Genomic DNA, 20644 nt, shown 5'->3' on the forward strand with positions numbered 1-20644 from the left:
TGCGATACGAGGCCTCTACGACGTGACGAGCAGGTAGGTCGCGGCTCCGATCACGCCGAGCACGATCGCCACCGCGACCAGGCCGATCCCGAACAGCGCGCGGTCGCTGCCCCGCGTGGCGTTCTGCGTCTTGCGGCCCGTCGACCCCGCTCCCTCGCCGGGTGCGTTGTCCCGGCCCTGACGCAGCAGGTCCAGCATCGCGTCGATACGGTCATCGTCGAAGGCGAAGGGGTCGAACTGGCGCTGGCCAAAGCGCTGTAGCAGCTGACGGACGTCCCCCGCTGCCGGGACGTATTTCATCGACCATTCGCCGAAACCTGGAGCATCCAGCGGTTGCTCGCGCAATATCCGGACCTCCTCGTGGCGATCGTCACGCCGGATCCGCTCCAGGGTGTCGCGCACGGCCTCGGGTTCGCCCTCCAGGCACTGGAAGAAATGCCCGTCGCCGTAGTACAGCGCGCCGACGATCCCCTGGCGCGGGTTGTTCTGCCGCGACTGCATCAGGATGCGACTGACCTCGGGCTCGATGCCCTGGCTGGACTTGTGGTCGGGGAAAGTTGCGCGCGACGCGTAGACGAGCTGAAGAATGGCGGCCATGCGGGGATCCTCCCTGAGAAGTCAGGTAGAAGACCATCCGCCTGAGGGCTGGTTCACTCGATGATCTGATTCACGTGTTCCAGACCGATCGCGTCGTCCTCCCAGTTCAGCACGGTGCTGCCGGGCTTGGCGGCCAGGCGGCGAATGGCGGCCACCGATCTGCGGTCGATGCTGGCGAGGCGGTGGTTCGTGGAGCTGTAGCTCTCGATATTGGCGGCCTGCAGGATGTCGCTGTAGTTGACCGGCTCGCCTTCCTCCGGCTCGCGCTTGAGGTTCTCGTGTTCGCCGACGGCCCGGATGATCTCGGGCTCGAAGTTCCAGTTCTTCAACATGGCCCGACCGATCGCGACATGCGCGGCATCCGCGGCCGCCTGCAACGCGCGCGGGTCCTCGTAGATCTCGGGTGTCTTCTCCGCGCGGCGCAGGATCGGGATCATGCCGATGTCGTGGACCAGGCCGGCAAGCAGAGCGGTATCCGGGTCCAGGTGCGGGTGGCGGCGGGCCAGCAGGTAGCTGATGATGGCCACCTCCAGGCTGTGGTTCCACAGCGTCTCCATGCGTACACGAATGGCCTCGTTGCCGCTCTGGAAGACCTCCTTCATCGACAGCGCAATGATGGTCTGGCGGGCACGTTCCATGCCCAGGCGCGTCACCGCCGAGCGGATGGTCGCGCAGCGGGTCAACCCGCGGTACGCCGGGCTGTTCGCATGCCGGACCAGCCGCGCGGCGAGCGCGGTATCGCGCGAGATCAGATTGACCAGATCGACGATGGAACTGGACTCGTCCTGCGTAATGAACAGCGCCTGCACCGACACGTCGGGCAGGGTCGGGATCTCGATCTGATGGCGTTCGAGGTCCTGACGCAGGCGTTCGAGAAACTTTTCGACTTCCGCTCGGGTGGCCAAGGGCGTTCCATGTCCGGGTGGGCGTAGATGCGCCGATTATGCCATACGTACCGCGCGCGTCCGTGCCGCGCTGGTTGACGGGCTGGCCGGCCCTGCCGAAGATGAAGACAGCCGACAGGAGGTCCTCCATGCGCCGATTCGTGCTCGATACCAGTGTCTTCACCAACCCGCATGTGGCCGGGCAGTTCGGCGAGGACCCGGAGGACATCCTGCGGACCTTTCTCACCCTGGCCCGGCACTGTCCCGCCGAGTTCTACATGCCGCTGTCGGTGTACGAGGAGTTTCGCGGCATGCGCGACCTCGAGGCCCTGGCGGCCGACTTCGAGACCGTTGTGTGGGTGCGCTCGCCGCGTCGCTTTGCGCTGACCCTGCCGAGCGACATCCTCTACGAGTTCATCGACGAGGTACGCACGCGCATCGATCGCGGCCTGCGCATCGCCGAGGAACACACGCGGCAGGCGGGGGCGGCCGAGTCGCTGCGCCCGGAGCTGATCACGCAGCTGCGCGAGCGCTTCCGCGAGGCCATGCGCAAGGGCCTGGTGGACTCGCGCGAGGATGTCGATGCCGTGCTGCTGGCGATGGAGCTGGATGCCGAACTGGCCAGCGCCGACGAGGGCATGCGCAAGCTGGGCAACCGCATGGGGATCAAGCTGGTCACGGCCGACTACCTGCGGCGGGTCATGGAAAACCTCTCCGAGTCGGGCATCCCCGGTCCGGGCGGCGCCTGAGGCCGCAAGTCGGGGGCTTTCCCGTGTTCACCTGCGAGCAGGCTCCTGCAGGTTCTACTTTGCAGGAGCCTGCTCGCAGGTGAAGGGCTCAGTCGTATTGCCGGTCACCCGCCAGGGCCGAGGCCAGGGTGCCGGTGATGCGATCGAACAGGCGTTCGAACTCCAGCAGCCAGTAGCCGCTTTCTTCCTGACGCGGGGTGTTCGGCAGGAAACGCACGTGGCGCCCGCCGGTTGCCTGCATGTGGTCGATAAAGCGCTGTGCCCCCGCGCGCTCGCGGAAGCGGCAGCGGTAGGTATGGCCGACGCGCCCCTCGCTCCGGCTCTTGTCCACCGCGGTCGCCAGCCCGGACAGCAGGGCCTCGCCCAGTTCCCGTTCCACGGCGGCACGTTCGCCGGGCGGGTGCTCCGCGAGGAACACCGCCAGGCGGGTCAGGCGATTGGTGAAGTACTCCGGCGGCAGGTCCAGCAGCTGCTCGGAACACACGCGGATGTCGTTGATGCAGGAGCCTCCGGCCACGTACTTGGCGCGGTGCTGGCCGTCCGCGGTCTTCAGCACCAGCCCCTCGGCCCCTTCCGCATCCAGTTGCCGAATCAGCTGCCCGAGGGCTGCGCTGTCCGCGGGCGTGAAGCGTCCGTGCAGGGGTGCCGGGGGTAGCTGGTGGCGCTGCATCAGGGCGAATTTCTCGTCCTGCGGCACGAATCCGGGGCGGCCGAGCCGCATCAGGTCGAACACGAACAGGCCGACATCCTGTGCGACGCGCGGCGTGGAGCCTTCCAGATAGGGGGTGTCCGGTCCGGCGATCTCCGCGCACAGCACCAGGTCGGGCTCGGCGTCGAACACCCCGAGGTCCACGAAATCGGGCACCCGATCGGTGCTGAAGGCGCACACAAATCCTCCCCGACTGAAGGCGTAGACCCGGCCCTCCCGGCGCAGGATGCGCACGTTGAAGCCGTCGATCTTCTCCTCCGCCCAGAACGGCTGCTCGAACTGGCGCGGCAAGCCGGCCGCCAGTGACTGGATCCGTCCGATGGCCGGGTAGCCGGGCACCACCGCACCGTCCGGCAGCACCACGGAGCCCCGGGGGTAGTGGTTCACCGGCTCCAGCAGCCGGGCGTATTCCAGCCCGTCAAAGGTCAGGGCCTCGGCCCGGTGGTTCGCGATCGCGTCCTGCAGCGTGTCCCGGTCGATCATGCGTTCTCCATTGCCAACGCGAGTGTGTACATCAATCCGTGTTTCTCTTGCGCAGTCCCAGGATCTGGTCTTTCAGCGCCTCGGTGTGGTGACGCGCCTTGGCCGCCTGGGTGACCAGGCGCCGCGCCATGCTGATGATCCGCAGCTGGCGTTCCATCTCGGCCATGCTCAGCGAGCCAAAGGTTCCTTCGCGTAGCAGGGCGGCCTTCAGTTCGGCGTAGGTGGTTTCCACCGTGTCCACGGCCTCGGCGGCGGCCAGATCATGGCCGTTGTCGCCATCGTCCGCCTCCAGGTTGCACAGGTCCAGGGCGCGGATCGCCTGTTCCTGCCAGGCGCGGCGTTGTTCGGTCACGATCGGGCGCTCCTCGCCACTGGACTGGCGGCGCAGGTCGGCGATGTCGTCGGCCAGTATGGCGACCTCGCGGTGGTAGCGGGCGATGCGTACGGCCTCGGCGATGCCGTGTCCGACCTGTTCCGGCATCGGGTGGTTGGCTGTGTTTGCCGCGAAGTCGGCGATGGCCTGGGTCAGCTGTTCTGCGGCCAGGCGCCGGCGGTCGAGGATGCCGGCCGCCGGCGGCGCGGTCTGCAGGGCCTCGCGTGCCATCGAGTGGCCGATGTCGCCCAGGCGTTCGGTCTCCTGGATCAGCGACTGCAGGGCAAGATCCGGGACCCCGGAACTGCTGCGGTCCAGATACTGGGGCCGGGCGATGTCTTCCTCGATGGTGCGAAAGCGGCCCTGCAGCCAGCGGATCATCGGCGGGGCGACCGGGACCATCAGCGCCACCCCGAGCAGGTTGAACGCAGTGTGGAACAGCGCCAGCAGCACCGCCGGGGCCGGTGCCTCGCCGGTGCTGCCCCAGACCCAGGCGATTGTGGCCAGGAACCAGGGCAGGATCAGTAGCGCGACGATCGCCGTCAGGCCGTTGAAGATCACATGGGCCGCTGCAACACGCTTGGCGTTCGGGGTCGCGCCGATCACGACCAGCAGCGCCTTGACCGTGGTCCCGAGGTTGGCGCCGATCACGGCCGCGGCGGCGGCTTCCAGCGGCACCGCGCCGCTCATGGCGGCGGTCAGGGCCATGGCCATGGAGGCCGAGGAGCTCTGCATCAGCACGGTCAGCAAGGCCCCGATGCCGACCATGATCAGGAGTCCGACGAAACCGGGACGCGCCAGCGCGCCGAGGTCAAAGGTCGCGCTGAGCCCCTCGAAGGCCTCGCGCAGCACGTCGATCCCGAAGAACAGCAGGCCGAAGCCGGCCAGGGCCAGGCCCAGATAGCGCGGCCGCGCGGCCTTCATGAACAGGTAGAGCAGGGCACCGATACCGATCGTCGGCAGGGCGAAGGTCTCGATACGGATGTTGAAGCCGATCAGCGCGACCAGCCAGCCGGTCATGGTGGTGCCGACGTTGGAGCCGAAGATTACCCAGACCGACTGACCGAGTGTCAGCAGGCCGGCGTTGGCGAAGCCGATGGTGGCGACCGTGACCGCGCTGGAGGACTGCACCAGCGCGGTCACGCCCATGCCCGAGGCGAGGGCGCGCGGCCGGGTGCGGGTCCACTGCCCGAGGATGTGCTGCAACGCCTTGCCGCCGGCGGTCTTCAGGCCGTCGGTCAGCAGCGTCATGCCGAGCAGGAACAGGCCGAGACCGCCGAGGAAGCCGGCGATCAGGGCGTAGGTGCTGACGGCTTCGGCCTCCGGCATCGCGGCTGTGGGGGTGCGGCGTTACAGGGTGATGGTCTCGCCGAAGGCGGGCACATGCGCCTCGGCCCCCAGCTCGTCGCGCAGGCCTGCGGCCAGGGCCTCGCGCGCCTCTGGCTCGCCGTGGACTAGATGGAACACCGGCTGGTCCTGAAAGCCGCGTGCCCATTCGAGCAGCTGGCTGCGCCCGGCGTGGGCGGAAAAGCCGCCCAGGGTGTGGATCTTGGCGTTCACCGCGACCTCGTCGCCCAGCAGCTTGACCTTCTCGGCGCCGTCCACCAGACGCCGCCCGAGTGTACCGGAGGCCTGGAAGCCGACGATCACCAGATGGGCCTCGCGCCGCCACAGGTTGTACTTCATGTGGTGACGGATGCGCCCGCCATTGCACATGCCGGAGCCGGCGATGATGATCGCGCCGCCGGTGATGCGGTTGATCGCCATGGACTCTTCCACCGAGCGGCAGACCTGCAGCCCGGGCAGGTAGGCCGCCGGATCCCCATTTGCGGCTTCATGCAGGCGGTCCATGTCCTCCGGGTCCAGCGTCCGCCGCAGGCGGGTGTACAGCTCGGTGACCTTGATGGCCATCGGGCTGTCGAGGAAGACCTTCTGCTGCGGCAGGCGCCCGGCGTGGTGCAGCATGCTCAGGTGGTAAAGGATCTCCTGGGTGCGGCCGACCGCGAAGGCCGGGATCAGCACGTTGCCGCCGCTCTCGTCGGCCTCGGCCAGCACCTGCGCGAACTCCTCGACCGTTTCTTCCATCGGGCGGTGGTCGCGGTCGCCGTAGGTGCTTTCCAGCAGCACGTGGTCGGCGTGTTCCGGGCGCGCGGGCTCGTGCATCAGCACGGCGTCGTCATTGCCGAGATCGCCCGAGAACACCAGGTGCCGGTCACGCCCGCCGGAGGGCACGATCAGATCCACGATCGCGGAACCGAGGATGTGCCCGGCATCGCGGAAGGTCAGGCCGATCCCGCCCGCGATCTTGCGCGCCTGGCCGTAGGGCACGGCCTCGCACAGCCCGAGGGTGGTGGCGACATCATCGATGTCGTAGACCGGCTCCACCAGCGGCTTGTCCGCCCGCCGGCGCCACTTGTTCTCCCACTCGATGTCCTTGCTCATCACGAACGCGGCATCCTCGAGCATGATCTCGAGCAGCTCCTCGGTGCCCGGCGTGCAGTAGATCGGACCGCGGTAGCCGTCGCGCACCAGCTTGGGCAGGAGCCCCGAGTGGTCGAGGTGGCCGTGCGAGAGCACCACCGCGTCGAGGCTTTCCGCCAGTTCGGCGAGCGGGGCGCGGTTCGCCTCGTCCGCATCGCTGTTGCCCTGATACATGCCGCATTCCAGCAAAATGCGGGCGTCGTCGGTCTCGAGGAGATAACGCGATCCGGTGACCTCGCCGGTCGCCCCCTGAAAGGTCAGTTGTGCCATATGGTGAAGTGTACGCGCGACGCGGGGTTAATGGGCAAGCAACGGCCGGGGACTTGATCCCGATCAACCCGGGTCCGGATTGCCGTGTGCCCGGGTTGACCCGTATCCCGGCGCGGGCGAGCCTGTAACCGGGTCATGGAGGAGGATGCGGGCCATGCGATTGAGCAGTCCGGCGTTTGCCGATGGAGAACGGATGCCGATCGAGGTCTCGGCGCGGGATGCCAACGAGTTGCCGCAGCTGGAGATCCGCGAGGTGCCGGCCGGCGCCCGCAGCCTTGCGCTGATCCTGGAGGACCTGGACTCGCCGCTGGGGGCAGTCACCCATTGGCTGGTCTGGAACCTGCCGCCGGATACGCATTGTGTGGATGCCCTGCACCTGCCCCGCGAGGGGCGTGTGGGGATGGATGCCTTCGGCAAGGTCGGCTATCTCGGCCCGGTGCCGCCGGAGGGGTGTCATCACTACCGCTTTCGCCTGCTGGCGCTGGATGCCGAGCTGGAGCTGGAGGCGGGGGCGACCCGCAGCGAGTTCGATGCCTCGGCCGAGGGGCACGTGCTGGACGAGGCGGATCTCACCGGGGCGCTGTGCTCCGCGGACGAGGGCACGGATTCCGATGCGTCGGGCTGATCCGGCCAGCGGGGGGGCAGCGGCATGAATGACTATCGCCCGGAGGCCTTCTTCGCCACGGTGAACCCGACGGTGTTCACCGCCTCCGCGATCATGGTGGTGGTGTTCGTCGCCTTCGGGGTGATCTTCCCGTCCACGGCCAGCGAGGTGTTCGCCAGCATCCACGGCTTTATCACCGAGTATCTCGGCTGGGGCTACCTGCTGGTGGTGACCTTCTTCCTCGGCTTTCTGGTCTGGCTGGGCTTCAGCCGCTATGGCGTGATCCGGCTGGGGCAGCCGGACGACCGGCCGGAGTTCGGCTTTGCCGCCTGGTTCGCGATGCTGTTCTCCGCCGGTATGGGGATCGGGCTGGTCTTCTGGAGCGTGGCCGAGCCGATCCTGCACTACCAGCACCCGCCGACCGGCGATGGCGAGACCGACGCGGCCGCGCGCCAGGCGATGGTCTACACCTTCTTCCACTGGGGCCTGCATGCCTGGGCGGTGTACGTGGTGCTGGGGCTGTCGGTCGCCTATTTCAGCTTCCGGCACCGCCTGCCGCTGACCATCCGCTCGATTTTCTACCCGCTGCTGGGGGATCGCATCTACGGCCCGATCGGACATGTGATCGACATCCTCGCGGTATTCGGCACCCTGTTCGGGCTGGCCACCTCGCTGGGGTTCGGGGCGATGCAGCTCAATACCGGGCTCAACGTGCTGGTCGACATGCCGGTGTCGCACTGGTGGCAGGTGGGCATCATTACCGCGATCACCGCAGTGGCGGTGCTGTCGGTGATCTCCGGGCTGGATCGCGGGCTGAAGTGGGTCAGCGTGTTCAACCTGGTGCTGGCGATCAGCTTCATGCTGTTCGTGCTGATCGCCGGGCCGACGCTGTTCATCCTGCGCTTCTTCCTCGACTCCACCGGCGGCTATCTGCAGCAGATCATCCAGCTCAGCCTGCACACCGACGCCATCGGCGGTTCGCAGTGGCAGAAGGACTGGACCATGTTCTACTGGGCGTGGTGGATCGCCTGGTCGCCGTTCGTCGGCATCTTCATCGCGCGCATCTCGCGCGGGCGCACCATCCGCGAGTTCATCGTCGGCGTGCTCGCCCTGCCCAGCCTGTTCGTGTTCGCCTGGATGGCGATCTTCGGCGGCACTGCATTGCACATGGAGCTGTTCGACGACGGCGCGGGTATCGCCGCGGCGGTCGCCGAGGACACCACCGTGGCCCTGTACGCCACCCTGGCGCAGCTGCCCTGGACCACGATCGCCTCCGGTGTGGCGACCCTGCTGATCGCGACCTACTTCATCACCTCTTCGGCCTCCGGAACCTATGTGGTGGATGCGCTGATCTCGCGCGGTTCGAAGCACTCGCCGAAGCGCCAGCGGGTGATCTGGGGGATTACCGAGGGGGCGGTGGCCGCGACGCTGCTGATCGTCGGCGGCGAGCGCGCGCTGGACAGCCTGCAGACCGGATCGCTGACCGCCGGGCTGCCGGTCGCGATCATCCTGGTGTTCTGCTGCTTCAGCCTGCTGCGCGCGCTGGGTCGCGAGTATCGTGTGGAGGGCGTGGACCCGCCCTGGCGTTGAGCTGCGTTCAGTGTTTCCCGAGCGTCTTGCGCAGGTGCTCGATCTGTTCCGGCTTGATGCCGGCGATGTCCTTGATCGGCAGGGTCACGGCAAACCCGTTGCCCAGTCGGCTCAGTTCCAGTTCCGCGTCCAGGTGGTCCAGCATGCGCCGGGCAAGGCTGGACTCCAGCACCATCAGCAGCACCTTGCGGCCGGAGGTGTCCTTCAGGTCCATGACCGGGTTGCGCCGCAGCTGCGCGATGCCCTGGGCATCCAGTAGGGTCAGGCCGGCGGCCCCGTCGCGCTGAACGATCTCGATCGCGCGATCGGCCAGGCTGCGCGGAATGACGGCGGCGAGCAGAACGAATTGCATGGCAGAGTCTCCGTATCCGGGCGCGTCAGGGCGTGGTGGTCAGGTGGCCGACGAACTCCATGCCCTGAAGGGCATTCACGTCCAGGGTGAAAGCAAGCCCGTTGTAGGGCTGGAACAGGTCGAGCTCCTGGTTCAGGCGCTGCGCAATGCGCTCGGCATGCCCGGTCTCCAGCTGCCAGATGCAGACCGACTCGTTGCCCTGGTAGGTCACCCCGAGAAAGGTCATGTGCTCGGGGAAACCGAGGCCCGAACCCTGGATCACCGCGCCGTCCGCGCCGCCTTCCTCGGCGGCGATGGTCAGGGCCTGTTCCTCGCGGTCCTGGTCGACGATTGCGATCAGAAAGGTCTCCGCCATGATGCTTTTTCTCCCCGCGGTGGTCTGCGTCAGTTGCCGAGATAGCGTCGCAGCACCCGTTGCCATTCGTCGGATTCCAGAATCTCAAGGATAGCGATGTTCATAGGGGCGCGCAGTGGCGACCCCTGGGGCAGGGCCAGGGCATAGTCCTGGCGCAGGAACTCGACCGGCAGGACCTCCAGTTGCCCCGCAAAGTGCTCGCGGACCTGATAGCGCAGCAGTGGAGCGTCGTAGACCATCGCGTCGACGCGGCCCTCGGCGACTGCGCCCAGTGCGGTGGCGAGGTCCGCATGGTCGTGGTATGCAAAGCCCTGGTCGTCCAGCCAGGCGGCGGCGCTGGAGCCGCCGATGGTGGCGATGCGCTGGCCCTCGAGGTCGGAGACGTTCTGGATTCCCGTATCCAGCGAGCTGACCGTCAGCGTGGTCGCGATCGCGGCGGTAAAGGTGGACACCAGGATCAGCGCGGCAAACATCCAGACCAGCGCGATCATGCGCCCCGGCAGGGTGCGCGGGGCCTTGTCGCCATAGCCGACCGTGGTCATGGTGACCGCGGCCCACCAGAACGCGGAGCCCAGCCCCTGGGCGGCGTTGCCGCCGAACTCGTCGGCGTTGCGCCGGCGCTCGAATATCCACAGCAGCGCACCCACCAGCAGGAGCAGTCCGGCCAGGGCCAGCACCACCATCAGGAAGGGGACGGAGATGAAGGCCCGCAGCGCCCCGGCCACCGGGTTGCCCTGCTGGGGCACGGCAATGGACAGCCCGGTGGTGTAGTACGGGTGGGTGAAATCGACCCGTTCGGCGCGTTCCGCGGTGGCGGTCAGCGCGGCGACCGAGACATCGATACGTCCGTCCCCCAGCCCGTCGATCAGCCCGTCGAGGCTGGTCTCGCGGTACTCGTAGTCCACCTCCAGGCGCTCGGCGACCCGTTCCCACAGCTCGATCGCGATGCCGGAGGGGTGGCCATCGGCATCGCCCGGGGGGATCACGAACGGCGGCACGAAGCGGGTGCCGACCCGCAGCGTTTCCGACTCCAGGAGATCGGAGTCGGCCACGGCCCCGGGGGCCTGGGCCGCGGCAGGGGCAGCCAGCAGCCCCGCGAGCGCAGCCAGAACGATCAGGAGCAACAGGGCGTGAATGGACCGATGGCTGCGGGGCATAGCGGATTCTCGAAGGGACTTCGCCGTACCATACCGGGAATGCCTCCAGGTAAACACCAGCGGATGTACGACCCCTTTGCCTGCCCGGAACGCGCGCCAGCGGCCACGGACACGTCGCGCCCGGCGCTGGATGTCGGCCTTACCCTGGACTGGAGCAGTGCCGAGGCGCGCCATCGTGACTGCCTGTTCCTGCCGTGGCTAATGCCGGCGCGCGACGTCTGGCCGGATGCCGTCGGGTCGCAGCTGGCCGGCACGGAGGTCGGCGAGGCCGTGGCGGTTCCGGGGGCGTCGTGGGTTCCGGCACGGGACCCGGCAGGGGAGGTCGAACTGCCGCCGACGGCGTTCAATCGGCGCCTGCGCCGGTATCGGGTGGTGGAACCCCGGGCCGGGCGTTTCTATCCGCGTGCGTTCATCGCCGGCCATGCCTGCGTCGAGGCCGGTGACCGCGAGCTGTTCCGCATCGGCGCGCTGGAGGACACGCGGCTCGTCGCGGACCTGAACCATCCGCTGGCGGGCGTGGACGACCTGCAGCTGCATGCCCGCGTGATGGCGTCTCACGGGCAGGGGCGCGACGACGATCGCGTGGTGGACGTGGCGCGGATGCTCACAGCGCGCGGCCCGGGGATGCAGGCGCGCTGGCACGGCCAGCCCTCGGATTTCTGGTCCGGGGATGCCTGCGAGCGCGAGGACCCCGCGCCCGATTGCGACTTCTACGCCAGTCCGCGACTGGTGCATCACCTCGATGCCGCGGCCCGTGCCCGAATCGCGGCGCTGTACGCCACGCTGATCCCGCAGGGTGCCCGGGTGCTGGACCTGATGAGCAGCTGGGCATCGCACCTCGATCAGGTGCGAGGGCCCGAGGCGGTTGTCGGGCTGGGCATGAACCACCAGGAGCTGGCCGCCAACGAGGTCCTGGATCAGGCCCTGGTGCACGACCTGAACCGGCAGCCGGCGATTCCACTACCGCCCGCGAGCTTCGACGCGGTGGTGTGTACCGCCTCGGTGGAGTATCTGACGCACCCACAGGCGGTATTTGCCTCGGTGCGCGAGCTGCTGCGTCCGGGCGGGGTGTTCGCGGTGACCTTCTCCGATCGCTGCTTTCCGACCAAGGCGATCGCCGTCTGGGAGCCGCTGTACGACTTCGAGCGCATGGGGCTGGTGCTGGATCTGTTCCTGCGGGCGGGCTTCGATGACCTTGCCACGCTCTCGCTGCGCGGCCTGCCGCGCCCGCCGGACGACCCGTATGCCGGACGGCTGGAGCATGCCGATCCGGTGTTCGCCGTCTGGGGGCGGCGGGCGTGAGCGCGCCCGTCCGCATCATCGGCGTCGACTGTGCGACCCAGCCGCGCAAGACGGGGCTGGCCTGCGCCCGCTGGTCCGGCGGGGCCCCGCGTCTGGAGGAGGCCCGGCGCGCGCACCCGAGCGAGCCGGCGGCCGCGATCGTGGCCGGCTGGATGGATACGCCGGAACCGGTTCTGCTGTGCCTGGATGCCCCGCTCGGCTGGCCCAGCGCGCTGGCGCGGGAGCTGGCGGGGCACCAGGCCGGGGCGGGCATTGCAGCGGACGCGGACGCGATGTTCCATCGGCATACCGACCGGGTGATTCGGGAGCGCCTCGGCAAGCGCCCGCTGGAGGTGGGGGCGAACTTCATCGCGCGCACCGCGCTGGCGGCGGTCAATCTGCTGCAGGTCCTGCGTGACCAGAGCGGGCGGGCGCTCCCGCTGCCCCGGGTGGCCGGGCCGGTTACCGACTCGGTGGCGATCGAGGTATATCCGGCGGCCCTGCGCCGGGTCCGTGGCTGGGATACCCGCGGCGATGTCCGTACCCGGCTGCCAGGGGCCTTCGCGGGGCCGGTGCCGGACCTGAGTACGGCTACTGACGATACGCTGGACGCGGTGCTGTGCGTGCTGGCCGGGGTCGATTTCCTGGCCGGCCACGCCGTCCCGCCGACCGCGGCCGAGGCGGAGCTGGCGGGCCGCGAGGGCTGGATCTGGTCGGCCGATCCGGACCCGTTTCGCAGCGCAGAGGCTGCGCCACCACGGAGGCCTTCTTAACCGGTAAACTGCGCAATGTTTTCGGGATACGCCGATCGGTCGGCGTTTCGATTCGCGATGTCCGCGCAGCGGGCCGGACCAGTGGGGAGCGCATGGCCGCAAGCAAGGCCAAAACCGGGGGCAAGGGCAGGAAGGCGGCGGAACCGGCAGCACCGCCCAGCCTGAGCGGGCAGCTGCTGCGCGGGCTGCGCGAGGGTGCGCTGCTGATCTTCGGCATGCTGGCGCTGTACTTGTTGGTCGCCCTGGTGAGCTATCACCCGGGCGACGCCGCATGGTCCACCACCGGCGACGGCGAGAGCCTGCGCAACCTCGGCGGCACCACCGGCGCCTGGTTCGCCGATATCGCGTTTCACCTGCTGGGCTTTCTGGCCTACTTGATCCCGCTGGCGGTCGCCGGCATTGGCTGGTGGCTGTTCCGGCATCGCCGCGAGGCCCGTATCGCCAGCCCGATGGAGCTGACCGTGCGTGGGGTTGCGCTGATTGTGGCGCTGATCTCGGGTGCGGCACTGGCCGCGCTGCACCTGCTGCCCGGTGGGATGCCGGTGCACGCGGGGGGCATTCTCGGCGACCTGTTCGCGGGCTGGGCGGTGGCCGGGCTGAGTCTGGTCGGGGCGACGCTGGTGCTGCTGGCGCTGTTCCTGGCCGGGGTCACGCTGTTCACCGGGCTGTCGTGGTTCCTGCTGATGGACCGGCTTGGCCAGCTCGCCATTCGTGGCTTCGAGCGCGCCCGTGCCGCGCTGGACTCGGCTCGGGATCGCCGCATCGGGGCGCGCGAGCGTGCCGAGCGCGAGACGCGGGTGGAAAAGGAACGCAAGCGCACCGAGAAGCGCTCGCCCTCGCGCGTGGAGCCGCGCATCCAGGCGCCGGCGCCCAGCCCGCGCGTACAGAAGGAGCGTCAGGTCCCGCTGTTCAGCGAGGGTTCGGGTGCCGATCCGCACCCGCCGTTGGGGTTGCTGGACGAGCCGCCGCCCCCGCCGGACGGCTTCTCCGAGGAGTCGCTGCAGGCGCTGTCGCGCCTGGTCGAGCTGAAGCTGAAGGACTTTGGCGTGGAGGTCGAGGTGGTCGCGGTGCAGCCGGGTCCGGTGATCACGCGCTTCGAGCTGCAGCCGGCCGCCGGGGTCAAGGCCTCGCGCATCTCCGGGCTGTCCACCGATCTGGCGCGCTCGCTGTCGGTGATGGCGGTGCGCATCGTCGAAGTGATCCCGGGCAAGTCCACCGTGGGCCTGGAGATCCCGAACGAGAACCGCGAGATCGTGGCGCTCTCCGAGATCCTGCGTTCGGAGCTGTTCGACGCGAACAAGTCGCCGCTGACCATGGCGCTGGGCAAGGATATCGGCGGCGCGCCGGTCATCGCGGATCTGGCGAGAATGCCGCACCTGCTGGTGGCCGGCACCACCGGCTCCGGGAAGTCGGTGGGCGTGAACGCGATGCTGCTGTCGCTGTTGTACAAGGCGACACCGGACGAGGTCCGCCTGATCCTGATCGACCCGAAGATGCTGGAGCTGTCGGTATACGACGGCATCCCGCACCTGTTGTGCGAGGTCGTGACCGACATGAAGGATGCCTCCAACGCCCTGCGCTGGGCGGTGGCGGAGATGGAGCGGCGCTACAAACTGATGTCGGCGATGGGCGTGCGCAACATCGGCGGCTTCAACAAGAAGGTGCGGGATGCGCAGGTCGCCGGCGAGCCCCTGAAGGACCCGCTGTTCGACCCGGCCCAGGCGGTGACCGAGACGGAGGCCGCGGAGCTGGAGCCGTTGCCGTTCATCGTGGTGGTGGTCGACGAGTTCGCCGACATGATGATGGTGGTGGGCAAGAAGGTGGAGGAGCTGATTGCGCGCCTGGCGCAGAAGGCGCGCGCGGCCGGTATCCACCTGATCCTGGCCACTCAGCGCCCGTCGGTGGATGTGATCACCGGCCTGATCAAGGCGAATATCCCCACCCGCATCGCGTTCCAGGTCTCCTCGCGCGTGGACTCGCGCACCATCCTCGACCAGATGGGGGCAGAGCACCTGCTGGGCCACGGCGACATGCTCTACCTGCCGCCGGGCAAGGCGATGCCGGAGCGCGTGCACGGCGCCTTCGTGGCCGATCACGAGGTACACCAGGTGGTGGAATACCTGAAATCCACTGGCGAGCCGGACTACAACGAGGCGATCCTCGACGAACCGGAGGTCGGGGCCGCCGCGATCCCGGGCCTGGAGGCGCCGGGCGAGGCGGGGGCGGAGACCGACCCGTTGTACGATCAGGCCGTGCAGGTGGTCATCGAGTCGCGCAAGGCCTCGATCTCGTTTGTCCAGCGACGGCTCAAGATCGGCTACAACCGGGCCGCGCGCATGGTCGAGGACATGGAAGCCGCGGGACTGGTCAGCCCGGTACAGTCCAACGGCAATCGCGAGGTCCTGGTTCCGGGGCCGAACGACTGACGCCCGGCAGGGTCCATGACGCTGATCCTGTGTGCCCGATCACCCGTTGCTGCGCCCTATTCACGCCCGGTTAAGCGATTGGGTGCAGCATGGGCTCATCCATCCGACCGGAGTTCGCATGTACGTACGTCTGTTTTCCCGTCTGCTGCCGGCGCTTGCTGTCGCCGCTGGCCTGGCCGTTGCCCCGACCCATGCCGGCGAGCCGGCGCCGGATGCACGCGCGGCGCTGGAACGCTTCGTCGACGGGCTGGAAACGTTCTCGGCGGACTTTACCCAGACCGTCCGTGACGAAACCGGTTACGTTCTGCAGGAATCCGACGGTGTGATGCACCTGGGCCTTCCGAACCGGCTGTACTGGGAGGTGACCGATCCCTTCCCGCAGACCATCGTCTCCGACGGTGCCGACCTCTGGACCTTCGATCCGGATCTCGCCCAGGCCACCGTGCGGCCGCTGGGCGATGCCTTCGATGCCACCCCGATTGCGGCCATCACCCAGGCCGACCGCCTGGACGAGCACTTCCGCATGGATGTGTGGCCGGTCGACGATGCCAGCGCCATGCGGCTGGTGCTGATCCCGCGCAACCAACAGGCGGACTTCACCCACCTCGAGCTGGATCTGACCCCGGACAGCGATCTGACGCGTATGGCCTTCCGCGATATCTTCGGTCAGCAGACCGAGATCCGGTTCCATGCCACCGAGCGTAATGCCGGCGTGGACGAATCGCGTTTCACCTTCGACCCGCCGTCCGGCACCGACATCTATCGCCCCTGAGCGTCCCGCCCGCGCTTTGCGCCGGCACGCGGGCAGGTCAAGGGCGATTCACAGGAAGAAGGGAAGGCTCGAAGATTGATGGGGCCATGGCGTGGTGCCGAGGCCCATGAACAGGGAACCACGCAAATGCGTTGCCACCGCCTTGCACCCCAAGAACCCTTCCCACCTTCCTGTCTTCCTGTGAATTGCCCTTGACCTTCTTCGGGTGCTGCGTGGTGAAGCAGGGGTCTTTTCCCCGAGGCGTTACAATCGCCCCATGAGTGATTCCCCCGAAGGCGACCTGTTCGGCCCCGATCCGGAACTCGGCGCCGCGGAACCCGAGCCACCGCCGGCAGCGGCTCCGGCCCCGTCCGCGCCCCTGGCGGAGCGCATGCGTCCCGCCAGTCTCGACGAGATGGTCGGCCAGAATCACCTGGTGGGTCGCGACGCCGCGCTGCGTCAGGCCATCGAGCAGGGGCTGACCCCCTCGATGATCCTGTGGGGGCCGCCCGGCTGCGGCAAGACCACCCTGGCGCGCCTGGTGGCGGCGACCGCCGCCCAGCGCCTGGTCACGCTGTCGGCGGTGCTAGCCGGGGTGAAGGATGTGCGCGCGGTGGTCGATGCCGCCCGCGTCCGGCGCGGCAATGGCGTGGGCACCCTGTTGTTCATCGACGAGATCCATCGCTTCAACAAGGGGCAGCAGGATGCGCTGCTGCCGCATATCGAGGACGGCACCCTGACCTTCGTAGGAGCCACCACGGAAAACCCCTCCTTTGCGCTGAACAGCGCGCTGCTCTCGCGTGCCCGGGTCTACCGCATGGAGTCCGTCGGCGCCGATGCCGTCGAGGCGCTGATCGAGCGCGCCCTGAACGATCCGGAGCGCGGCCTGGGCGGTCGCGGCCTGAGCCTGGAGCCGGAGGAGCGGCGGCGCCTGGCGCGGGCCGCCGATGGCGATGCCCGGCGCGCGCTGAACTGGCTGGAGACGGCCTCCGACCTGGCCCGAGACGGTGCGATCACCGCCGCCGCCCTGCGTGCGGTGATGGGCGCGCAGAGCCTGGCCTTCGACCGTCAGGGCGATGCCTTTTACGACCAGATCTCCGCCCTGCACAAGTCGGTGCGCGGTTCCGATCCGAACGCCGCGGTGTACTGGCTGACGCGCATGCTGGATGCCGGTTGCGACCCGGACTACCTCGGCCGGCGCCTGCTGCGCATGGCCTACGAGGACATCGGCCTGGCGGCAGTCGGGCTGGGGGCGCGGGTGCTGGCCGCCTGGCGGACCATGGAACGCCTGGGCCGACCGGAGGGCGATCTCGCGCTGGTTCAGGTGGTGATCGAGCTGGCGGCGGCACCCAAGAGCAACAGCGCCTACAAGGCGCTGGGCCAGGCGCGTGCGGCCATCCGCGACAGTGGCAGCCCCGGCGTGCCGCTGCACTTGCGCAACGCGCCGACCGAACTGATGCGAGCGGAAGGCTTCGGGGCGGGCTATCGTTACGATCATGACGAACCGGACGGCTATGCGCGCGGCCAGGTCTATCTGCCGGAGGGGCTGGAGGAGGCGCGCTTCTACCAGCCGCGTCGGGACGGCACGGAGCGGGCGCTGGCGGAGCGGCTGGAGCGCCTGCGGGGCGCGGACGACACCGCCGGCGACGGGGATTGAAGAGACATGAACATCCGCCATCACAAGCGCACCCTGATGGTCGCGGGCATCCTGTTCGTGGTGTCCCTGATATGGATCCTGCTGACCACTGAGTGGCCCAGCTTCGGCTTTCCGCTGGGGGACCTGGAGGCCTGGCTGCGTGGCTGGGGTGCCGGGGCCTACGTGGTGTTCGTGCTGGCGTTCGTGGTGCTGGCCCTGTTCCCGCTGCCCAGTACCTTCTGGATCCTGCTGGGCGGCGCCCTGTTCGGGCCCTTGGCCGGGGCGGCCCTCAGCCTCCTCGCGGCCACGCTCGCGGCGATGATTGCCTTCATGCTGGCGCGTACCTGGCTGCAGCCCTGGCTGACCCCGCGCATGGGGCCCCGCAGCTCGCGCCTGCGCGCGGACGTGGAGGCCGAGGGCTGGCGGGTCGTGGCCCTGACCCGACTGGTGCCGGTGTTCCCGTTTGCCCCGACCAATTACGCCCTGGGGCTGGTGCGGCTGCCGCTGCGCGTATTCACGCTGACCACCGTGCTGGCCCTGATCCCCAGCCTGTTCGCCTATGCCTGGCTGGGGCATGCCACCCGCGAGATGGCCAGCGGCGCCGACAGTGGGGTACAGCTGGGGCTGGCCCTGCTGGCGGTACTGGCCCTGTTGCTGCTGTTGCCGCGGCTGGTGCGCCGGATCTGGCTGGGTCAGAAGATGCTGCGGGCCGTCGACGGCGTCCGGGCTAGCGGGTGATGAAAGCCTTCGTTCGCTGGGTGGATCGTGCACCGCTGTGGCTGTTTGCGCTGTTCGTGGTCACTTTGGGGCTTGCCCCGTGGGTTCCCGAGCCGCATGTCGCCGAGAAGCTGCGCTGGCTGTTCGCTGGCGAACTCGGCCAGCCGCAGGACATCCTCGACCTGGTGATGCACGCCATTCCCTGGCTGCTGATGGCCTTCAAGCTCTATCGCAACAGCCTGGCGGCCGGGCGTACGCCCTGACCGAGTGCTGGCCCGCGGCTTGTGGGAAATCGACGTCGCAGCGCCCCGTCGCTACCGTTGGCGCAGGTTTTCAACCCCGGGAGAATCCGATGCGCTTTATCGTTGCTGTTACCGCCGGTACCGACGACCCCACCCGCGCCACCCTCGGCATGATTGCCGCGAACGTGGCCAAGCAGCAGGGCCATGACGTGACGGTCTGGCTGCAGGGCGAGGCCGTGAACATCGCCAACCGCAATGTCTACGACAAGATCGTCGGCCACAACATGCCGGCGATGAAGGACATCGTGGATTCGCTGGTCGAGGAAGGCGTCCCGTTCTGGGCCTGCGAGGCCTGCGCCAAGGGCCGCGACGTCGGCGAGCACAACTTCCTGCCCAACGCCGAGATGGCCGGCATGGGTCAGTACGTCCAGGCCGTCGCCGATTTCGACCGCTCCATGAGCTTCTGATCGAACGTGTTGGGCCACGGGCGGGAGTGTGATCTCCCGCCCGTTTTTGTTTTTTCCCCGCCGCCAGTCTGCCGAACTGGCACATCGCATGCTTGTTTATTCCGGGAATGATCCACGGACGACGAGCATGACCCAGACCCCATCCCCGAGTTTTTCCCTTGAAGAGGCCATTGGCGACTTCCTGGTCGCCTCGCGCAAGTGCGAGGTGGTGAGCCTGGAGCGCCTGCTGGAGGCGGTGCAGCTGGTCGGGCGCATCCGCGCGCTGGTGCATGCCCTGCAGCGCGAGCGCGGGGCATCCAGCCTCTGGATCGGGTCCGGTGGTCAGCGCTATACCCGCGAACTGGAGCAGTACCGGGCCGAATCGGACGCCGCCGCGGCCGCGTTCCGCGAGCACCTGGATGGCTGGCTGGCACCGGACGCCTGTGCCCATGGCCGCAGCCGGCTGCTGGGGCGCATGGCGCTGGCGCTGCACGGCCTGTCCGGCCTGGGCAGCCTGCGTGAGGAGGTGCTGGAGCAGACCCTCAGCCCGATGGACTCAACCCGCGGTTTCAGCGAGCTGATTCGTGCCCTGATGGCCGTGGTGTTCGAGGCCGCGGATTCGGCGACCGATCCCGAGGTCTCGCGGGCCCTGGTGGCCCTGTTGAACTTCATGCAGGGCAAGGAGCTGGCAGGGCAGGAGCGCGCGATCGGGGCCGCCGGGTTCGGGGCCGCGAGTTTCGAGCCCGAGCTGCGCCAGGCGCTGGTCCATCGGATTGATGCCCAGGAACGGGCATTCCGTATCTTCTCCGAGTTCGCGGCACCGGCCGCCTGTGCTGCCTGGCGCGAACTGCAGACGGCGGCCTTCGCCGCCGACATCGAGCGTCTGCGCCGCCGGGCCTGTACCGAGGCCTCCGGACACCACGACCCCGCCCGGGCCGAGGAATGGTTTGCCTGCACCACTGCGCGTATCGACGCGATGAAGGAGGTCGAGGACCTGCTGGAGATGCACCTGAACGAGTGCTGCTCGGTACGTATCACGGCGGATCGCGCGGACCTGGGCGCGGTGCGAGACCGGGTCGCGCAACTCGCCGAGTCGGAGCTGCGCGACAGCGTGCCGTATGCGGTGTTCTTCGGCGCACCGGAGGGCCTGGAGCCCGCGCAGGAGGAGGGCGATGCCGTACTCAACGTACCCATCGTCGGGCACTCGGTGATGGACCTGGTGCAGCGCCAGGCGGCCCGGCTGCAGTCGGTGGAGGACGAGCTGCATGCGGCCCGCCAGGCCCTGGCCGAGCGCAAGACCATCGAGCGTGCCAAGGCGCTGCTGATCCAGCACCGCGGCCTCAGCGAGGACCAGGCCTACAAGCTCCTGCGTCAGACGGCGATGAACCAGAACCGGCGCCTGGCCGAGGTCGCCGAGGCCACGGTCGCGATGTCTGACCTGCTGGGCAAGGGCGGCCTGTAGCCAACTCCTCGGGAAATGTATTCCGCCCTTGTGGGAGCGGGCTTGCCCGCGAAGCCCCTGCCTGTGTCCGCCACTGGCAGGGGCTTCGCCGCCAAGGCGGCTCCTACAGGTAGTGCACCAGCGCGGTTCATCTGCACCGGCGGTGTGCCCCAGGGTGGTGCCCCTTGCGGGTGGTATTTCCCTGCGAAGATTCGATTGAGTACCGGGAACCGTCCGATTTTTCCGCGTCAGGATAGGCTTTGAGCCCTCTCGGTCGATTAGCAACGGCTAATTGGCACACCTCCTGCAGGAGTATCGGCAAGATGA

The 20644-nt window shown here is 68.4% G+C and carries 20 protein-coding genes; 12 read left to right on the top strand and 8 right to left on the bottom strand.

All coding sequences use genetic code 11. The annotated features are described in order from the left end of the window. Window positions 1-15: 15 nt before the first annotated feature. Together D000_RS0104340 and D000_RS0104345 are read right to left on the bottom strand one after the other, a co-directional pair. Window positions 16-597, bottom strand: coding sequence for a BLUF domain-containing protein (locus D000_RS0104340; protein WP_018872332.1), 582 nt, complete (start codon window positions 595-597; stop codon window positions 16-18). Window positions 598-650: 53 nt separating this feature from the next. Beyond that, complete coding sequence (locus tag D000_RS0104345; RefSeq protein WP_018872333.1) at window positions 651-1502, bottom strand: HDOD domain-containing protein; 852 nt, start codon at window positions 1500-1502, stop codon at window positions 651-653. A 128-nt stretch (window positions 1503-1630) separates the two neighbouring features. Between D000_RS0104345 and D000_RS0104350 the strand changes: the two genes are divergently transcribed. Further along, window positions 1631-2230 (top strand): RNA ligase partner protein, encoded by a 600-nt coding sequence (locus D000_RS0104350; protein ID WP_018872334.1) that lies wholly within the window; start codon window positions 1631-1633, stop codon window positions 2228-2230. Window positions 2231-2318: 88 nt separating this feature from the next. Here D000_RS0104350 and D000_RS0104355 read toward each other — a convergent pair whose 3' ends face one another. From D000_RS0104355 to D000_RS0104365, 3 genes are read right to left on the bottom strand one after another with little or no spacing between them, the layout of a single operon-like run. Next, window positions 2319-3422: an RNA ligase gene (locus D000_RS0104355; RefSeq protein ID WP_018872335.1), complete on the bottom strand. Its 1104-nt coding sequence runs from the start codon at window positions 3420-3422 to the stop codon at window positions 2319-2321. 31 nt (window positions 3423-3453) lie between these two features. Further along, window positions 3454-5124 carry a Na/Pi cotransporter family protein gene (locus D000_RS0104360; RefSeq protein WP_018872336.1) on the bottom strand — a complete coding sequence of 557 codons (1671 nt, stop codon included), beginning with the start codon at window positions 5122-5124 and terminating at the stop codon, window positions 3454-3456. Between the two features lie 21 nt (window positions 5125-5145). Next, window positions 5146-6546, bottom strand: coding sequence for an MBL fold metallo-hydrolase RNA specificity domain-containing protein (locus tag D000_RS0104365; protein WP_018872337.1), 1401 nt, complete (start codon window positions 6544-6546; stop codon window positions 5146-5148). A 193-nt stretch (window positions 6547-6739) separates the two neighbouring features. Here D000_RS0104365 and D000_RS0104370 point away from each other — a divergent pair, with 193 nt between their 5' ends. Continuing rightward, window positions 6740-7171, top strand: coding sequence for a YbhB/YbcL family Raf kinase inhibitor-like protein (locus tag D000_RS0104370; protein WP_018872338.1), 432 nt, complete (start codon window positions 6740-6742; stop codon window positions 7169-7171). Window positions 7172-7195: 24 nt separating this feature from the next. Then, the gene (locus D000_RS0104375; protein ID WP_018872339.1) at window positions 7196-8740 is read left to right on the top strand and encodes a BCCT family transporter; all 1545 of its coding nucleotides are present in this window, start codon (window positions 7196-7198) and stop codon (window positions 8738-8740) included. A 7-nt stretch (window positions 8741-8747) separates the two neighbouring features. On the opposite strand, the gene D000_RS0104380 is transcribed toward D000_RS0104375, so the two are convergent. From D000_RS0104380 to D000_RS0104390, 3 genes are read right to left on the bottom strand one after another with little or no spacing between them, the layout of a single operon-like run. Further along, the gene (locus D000_RS0104380; protein ID WP_018872340.1) at window positions 8748-9092 is read right to left on the bottom strand and encodes a hypothetical protein; all 345 of its coding nucleotides are present in this window, start codon (window positions 9090-9092) and stop codon (window positions 8748-8750) included. 25 nt (window positions 9093-9117) lie between these two features. Continuing rightward, window positions 9118-9447 carry a hypothetical protein gene (locus D000_RS0104385; protein WP_018872341.1) on the bottom strand — a complete coding sequence of 110 codons (330 nt, stop codon included), beginning with the start codon at window positions 9445-9447 and terminating at the stop codon, window positions 9118-9120. Between the two features lie 29 nt (window positions 9448-9476). Then, window positions 9477-10604 (bottom strand): transporter substrate-binding domain-containing protein, encoded by a 1128-nt coding sequence (locus D000_RS0104390; RefSeq protein WP_018872342.1) that lies wholly within the window; start codon window positions 10602-10604, stop codon window positions 9477-9479. A 63-nt stretch (window positions 10605-10667) separates the two neighbouring features. Between D000_RS0104390 and D000_RS0104395 the strand changes: the two genes are divergently transcribed. The 9 genes from D000_RS0104395 (at window position 10668) to D000_RS0104445 (ending at window position 20338) form a co-directional block, all read left to right on the top strand. Next, window positions 10668-11906, top strand: a complete 1239-nt coding sequence (locus D000_RS0104395) for a methyltransferase domain-containing protein (RefSeq protein ID WP_018872343.1) — start codon at window positions 10668-10670, stop codon at window positions 11904-11906. Beyond that, window positions 11903-12658, top strand: a complete 756-nt coding sequence (locus tag D000_RS0104400; RefSeq protein WP_018872344.1) for a DUF429 domain-containing protein — start codon at window positions 11903-11905, stop codon at window positions 12656-12658. The genes D000_RS0104395 and D000_RS0104400 overlap by 4 nt, the downstream gene beginning before the upstream one ends. Window positions 12659-12750: 92 nt before the next feature. Next, entirely contained in the window at window positions 12751-15084 is a 2334-nt protein-coding gene (locus D000_RS0104405) for a DNA translocase FtsK (protein WP_018872345.1), read from the top strand. A 118-nt stretch (window positions 15085-15202) separates the two neighbouring features. After that, window positions 15203-15856 (top strand): outer membrane lipoprotein chaperone LolA, encoded by a 654-nt coding sequence (gene lolA / locus D000_RS13320; RefSeq protein WP_018872346.1) that lies wholly within the window; start codon window positions 15203-15205, stop codon window positions 15854-15856. A gap of 256 nt (window positions 15857-16112) precedes the next feature. Further along, window positions 16113-17492 carry a replication-associated recombination protein A gene (locus D000_RS0104425; protein WP_018872347.1) on the top strand — a complete coding sequence of 460 codons (1380 nt, stop codon included), beginning with the start codon at window positions 16113-16115 and terminating at the stop codon, window positions 17490-17492. 6 nt (window positions 17493-17498) lie between these two features. Next, on the top strand, window positions 17499-18209 hold the full coding sequence (locus D000_RS0104430; protein ID WP_018872348.1) for a TVP38/TMEM64 family protein: 711 nt from the start codon (window positions 17499-17501) through the stop codon (window positions 18207-18209). Further along, on the top strand, window positions 18209-18451 hold the full coding sequence (locus D000_RS0104435) for a hypothetical protein (RefSeq protein ID WP_018872349.1): 243 nt from the start codon (window positions 18209-18211) through the stop codon (window positions 18449-18451). The genes D000_RS0104430 and D000_RS0104435 overlap by 1 nt, the downstream gene beginning before the upstream one ends. An 89-nt stretch (window positions 18452-18540) precedes the next feature. Continuing rightward, entirely contained in the window at window positions 18541-18897 is a 357-nt protein-coding gene (locus tag D000_RS0104440) for a DsrE family protein (RefSeq protein ID WP_012982076.1), read from the top strand. Between the two features lie 127 nt (window positions 18898-19024). Then, window positions 19025-20338, top strand: coding sequence for a nitrate regulatory protein (locus D000_RS0104445; RefSeq protein WP_018872350.1), 1314 nt, complete (start codon window positions 19025-19027; stop codon window positions 20336-20338). Window positions 20339-20644: the final 306 nt, after the last annotated feature.

Source organism: Thioalkalivibrio sp. ALJ16, assembly GCF_000377345.1.
Taxonomy (GTDB): domain Bacteria; phylum Pseudomonadota; class Gammaproteobacteria; order Ectothiorhodospirales; family Ectothiorhodospiraceae; genus Thioalkalivibrio.

What these genes read in the sequence shown, in the direction of transcription:
- D000_RS0104445 (WP_018872350.1), top strand. Translation starts at nt 19,025, where the DNA reads ATGACCCAGACCCCATCCCCGAGTTTTTCCCTTGAAGAGGCCATTGGC.
- D000_RS0104430 (WP_018872348.1), top strand. Translation starts at nt 17,499, where the DNA reads ATGAACATCCGCCATCACAAGCGCACCCTGATGGTCGCGGGCATCCTG.
- D000_RS0104380 (WP_018872340.1), bottom strand. Translation starts at nt 9,092, where the DNA reads ATGCAATTCGTTCTGCTCGCCGCCGTCATTCCGCGCAGCCTGGCCGAT.
- D000_RS0104390 (WP_018872342.1), bottom strand. Translation starts at nt 10,604, where the DNA reads ATGCCCCGCAGCCATCGGTCCATTCACGCCCTGTTGCTCCTGATCGTT.
- D000_RS0104365 (WP_018872337.1), bottom strand. Translation starts at nt 6,546, where the DNA reads ATGGCACAACTGACCTTTCAGGGGGCGACCGGCGAGGTCACCGGATCG.
- D000_RS0104355 (WP_018872335.1), bottom strand. Translation starts at nt 3,422, where the DNA reads ATGATCGACCGGGACACGCTGCAGGACGCGATCGCGAACCACCGGGCC.
- D000_RS0104435 (WP_018872349.1), top strand. Translation starts at nt 18,209, where the DNA reads ATGAAAGCCTTCGTTCGCTGGGTGGATCGTGCACCGCTGTGGCTGTTT.
- D000_RS0104405 (WP_018872345.1), top strand. Translation starts at nt 12,751, where the DNA reads ATGGCCGCAAGCAAGGCCAAAACCGGGGGCAAGGGCAGGAAGGCGGCG.
- D000_RS0104360 (WP_018872336.1), bottom strand. Translation starts at nt 5,124, where the DNA reads ATGCCGGAGGCCGAAGCCGTCAGCACCTACGCCCTGATCGCCGGCTTC.
- D000_RS0104440 (WP_012982076.1), top strand. Translation starts at nt 18,541, where the DNA reads ATGCGCTTTATCGTTGCTGTTACCGCCGGTACCGACGACCCCACCCGC.
- D000_RS0104385 (WP_018872341.1), bottom strand. Translation starts at nt 9,447, where the DNA reads ATGGCGGAGACCTTTCTGATCGCAATCGTCGACCAGGACCGCGAGGAA.
- D000_RS0104425 (WP_018872347.1), top strand. Translation starts at nt 16,113, where the DNA reads ATGAGTGATTCCCCCGAAGGCGACCTGTTCGGCCCCGATCCGGAACTC.
- D000_RS0104370 (WP_018872338.1), top strand. Translation starts at nt 6,740, where the DNA reads ATGCCGATCGAGGTCTCGGCGCGGGATGCCAACGAGTTGCCGCAGCTG.
- D000_RS0104350 (WP_018872334.1), top strand. Translation starts at nt 1,631, where the DNA reads ATGCGCCGATTCGTGCTCGATACCAGTGTCTTCACCAACCCGCATGTG.
- D000_RS0104375 (WP_018872339.1), top strand. Translation starts at nt 7,196, where the DNA reads ATGAATGACTATCGCCCGGAGGCCTTCTTCGCCACGGTGAACCCGACG.
- D000_RS0104395 (WP_018872343.1), top strand. Translation starts at nt 10,668, where the DNA reads ATGTACGACCCCTTTGCCTGCCCGGAACGCGCGCCAGCGGCCACGGAC.
- D000_RS0104340 (WP_018872332.1), bottom strand. Translation starts at nt 597, where the DNA reads ATGGCCGCCATTCTTCAGCTCGTCTACGCGTCGCGCGCAACTTTCCCC.
- lolA (WP_018872346.1), top strand. Translation starts at nt 15,203, where the DNA reads ATGTACGTACGTCTGTTTTCCCGTCTGCTGCCGGCGCTTGCTGTCGCC.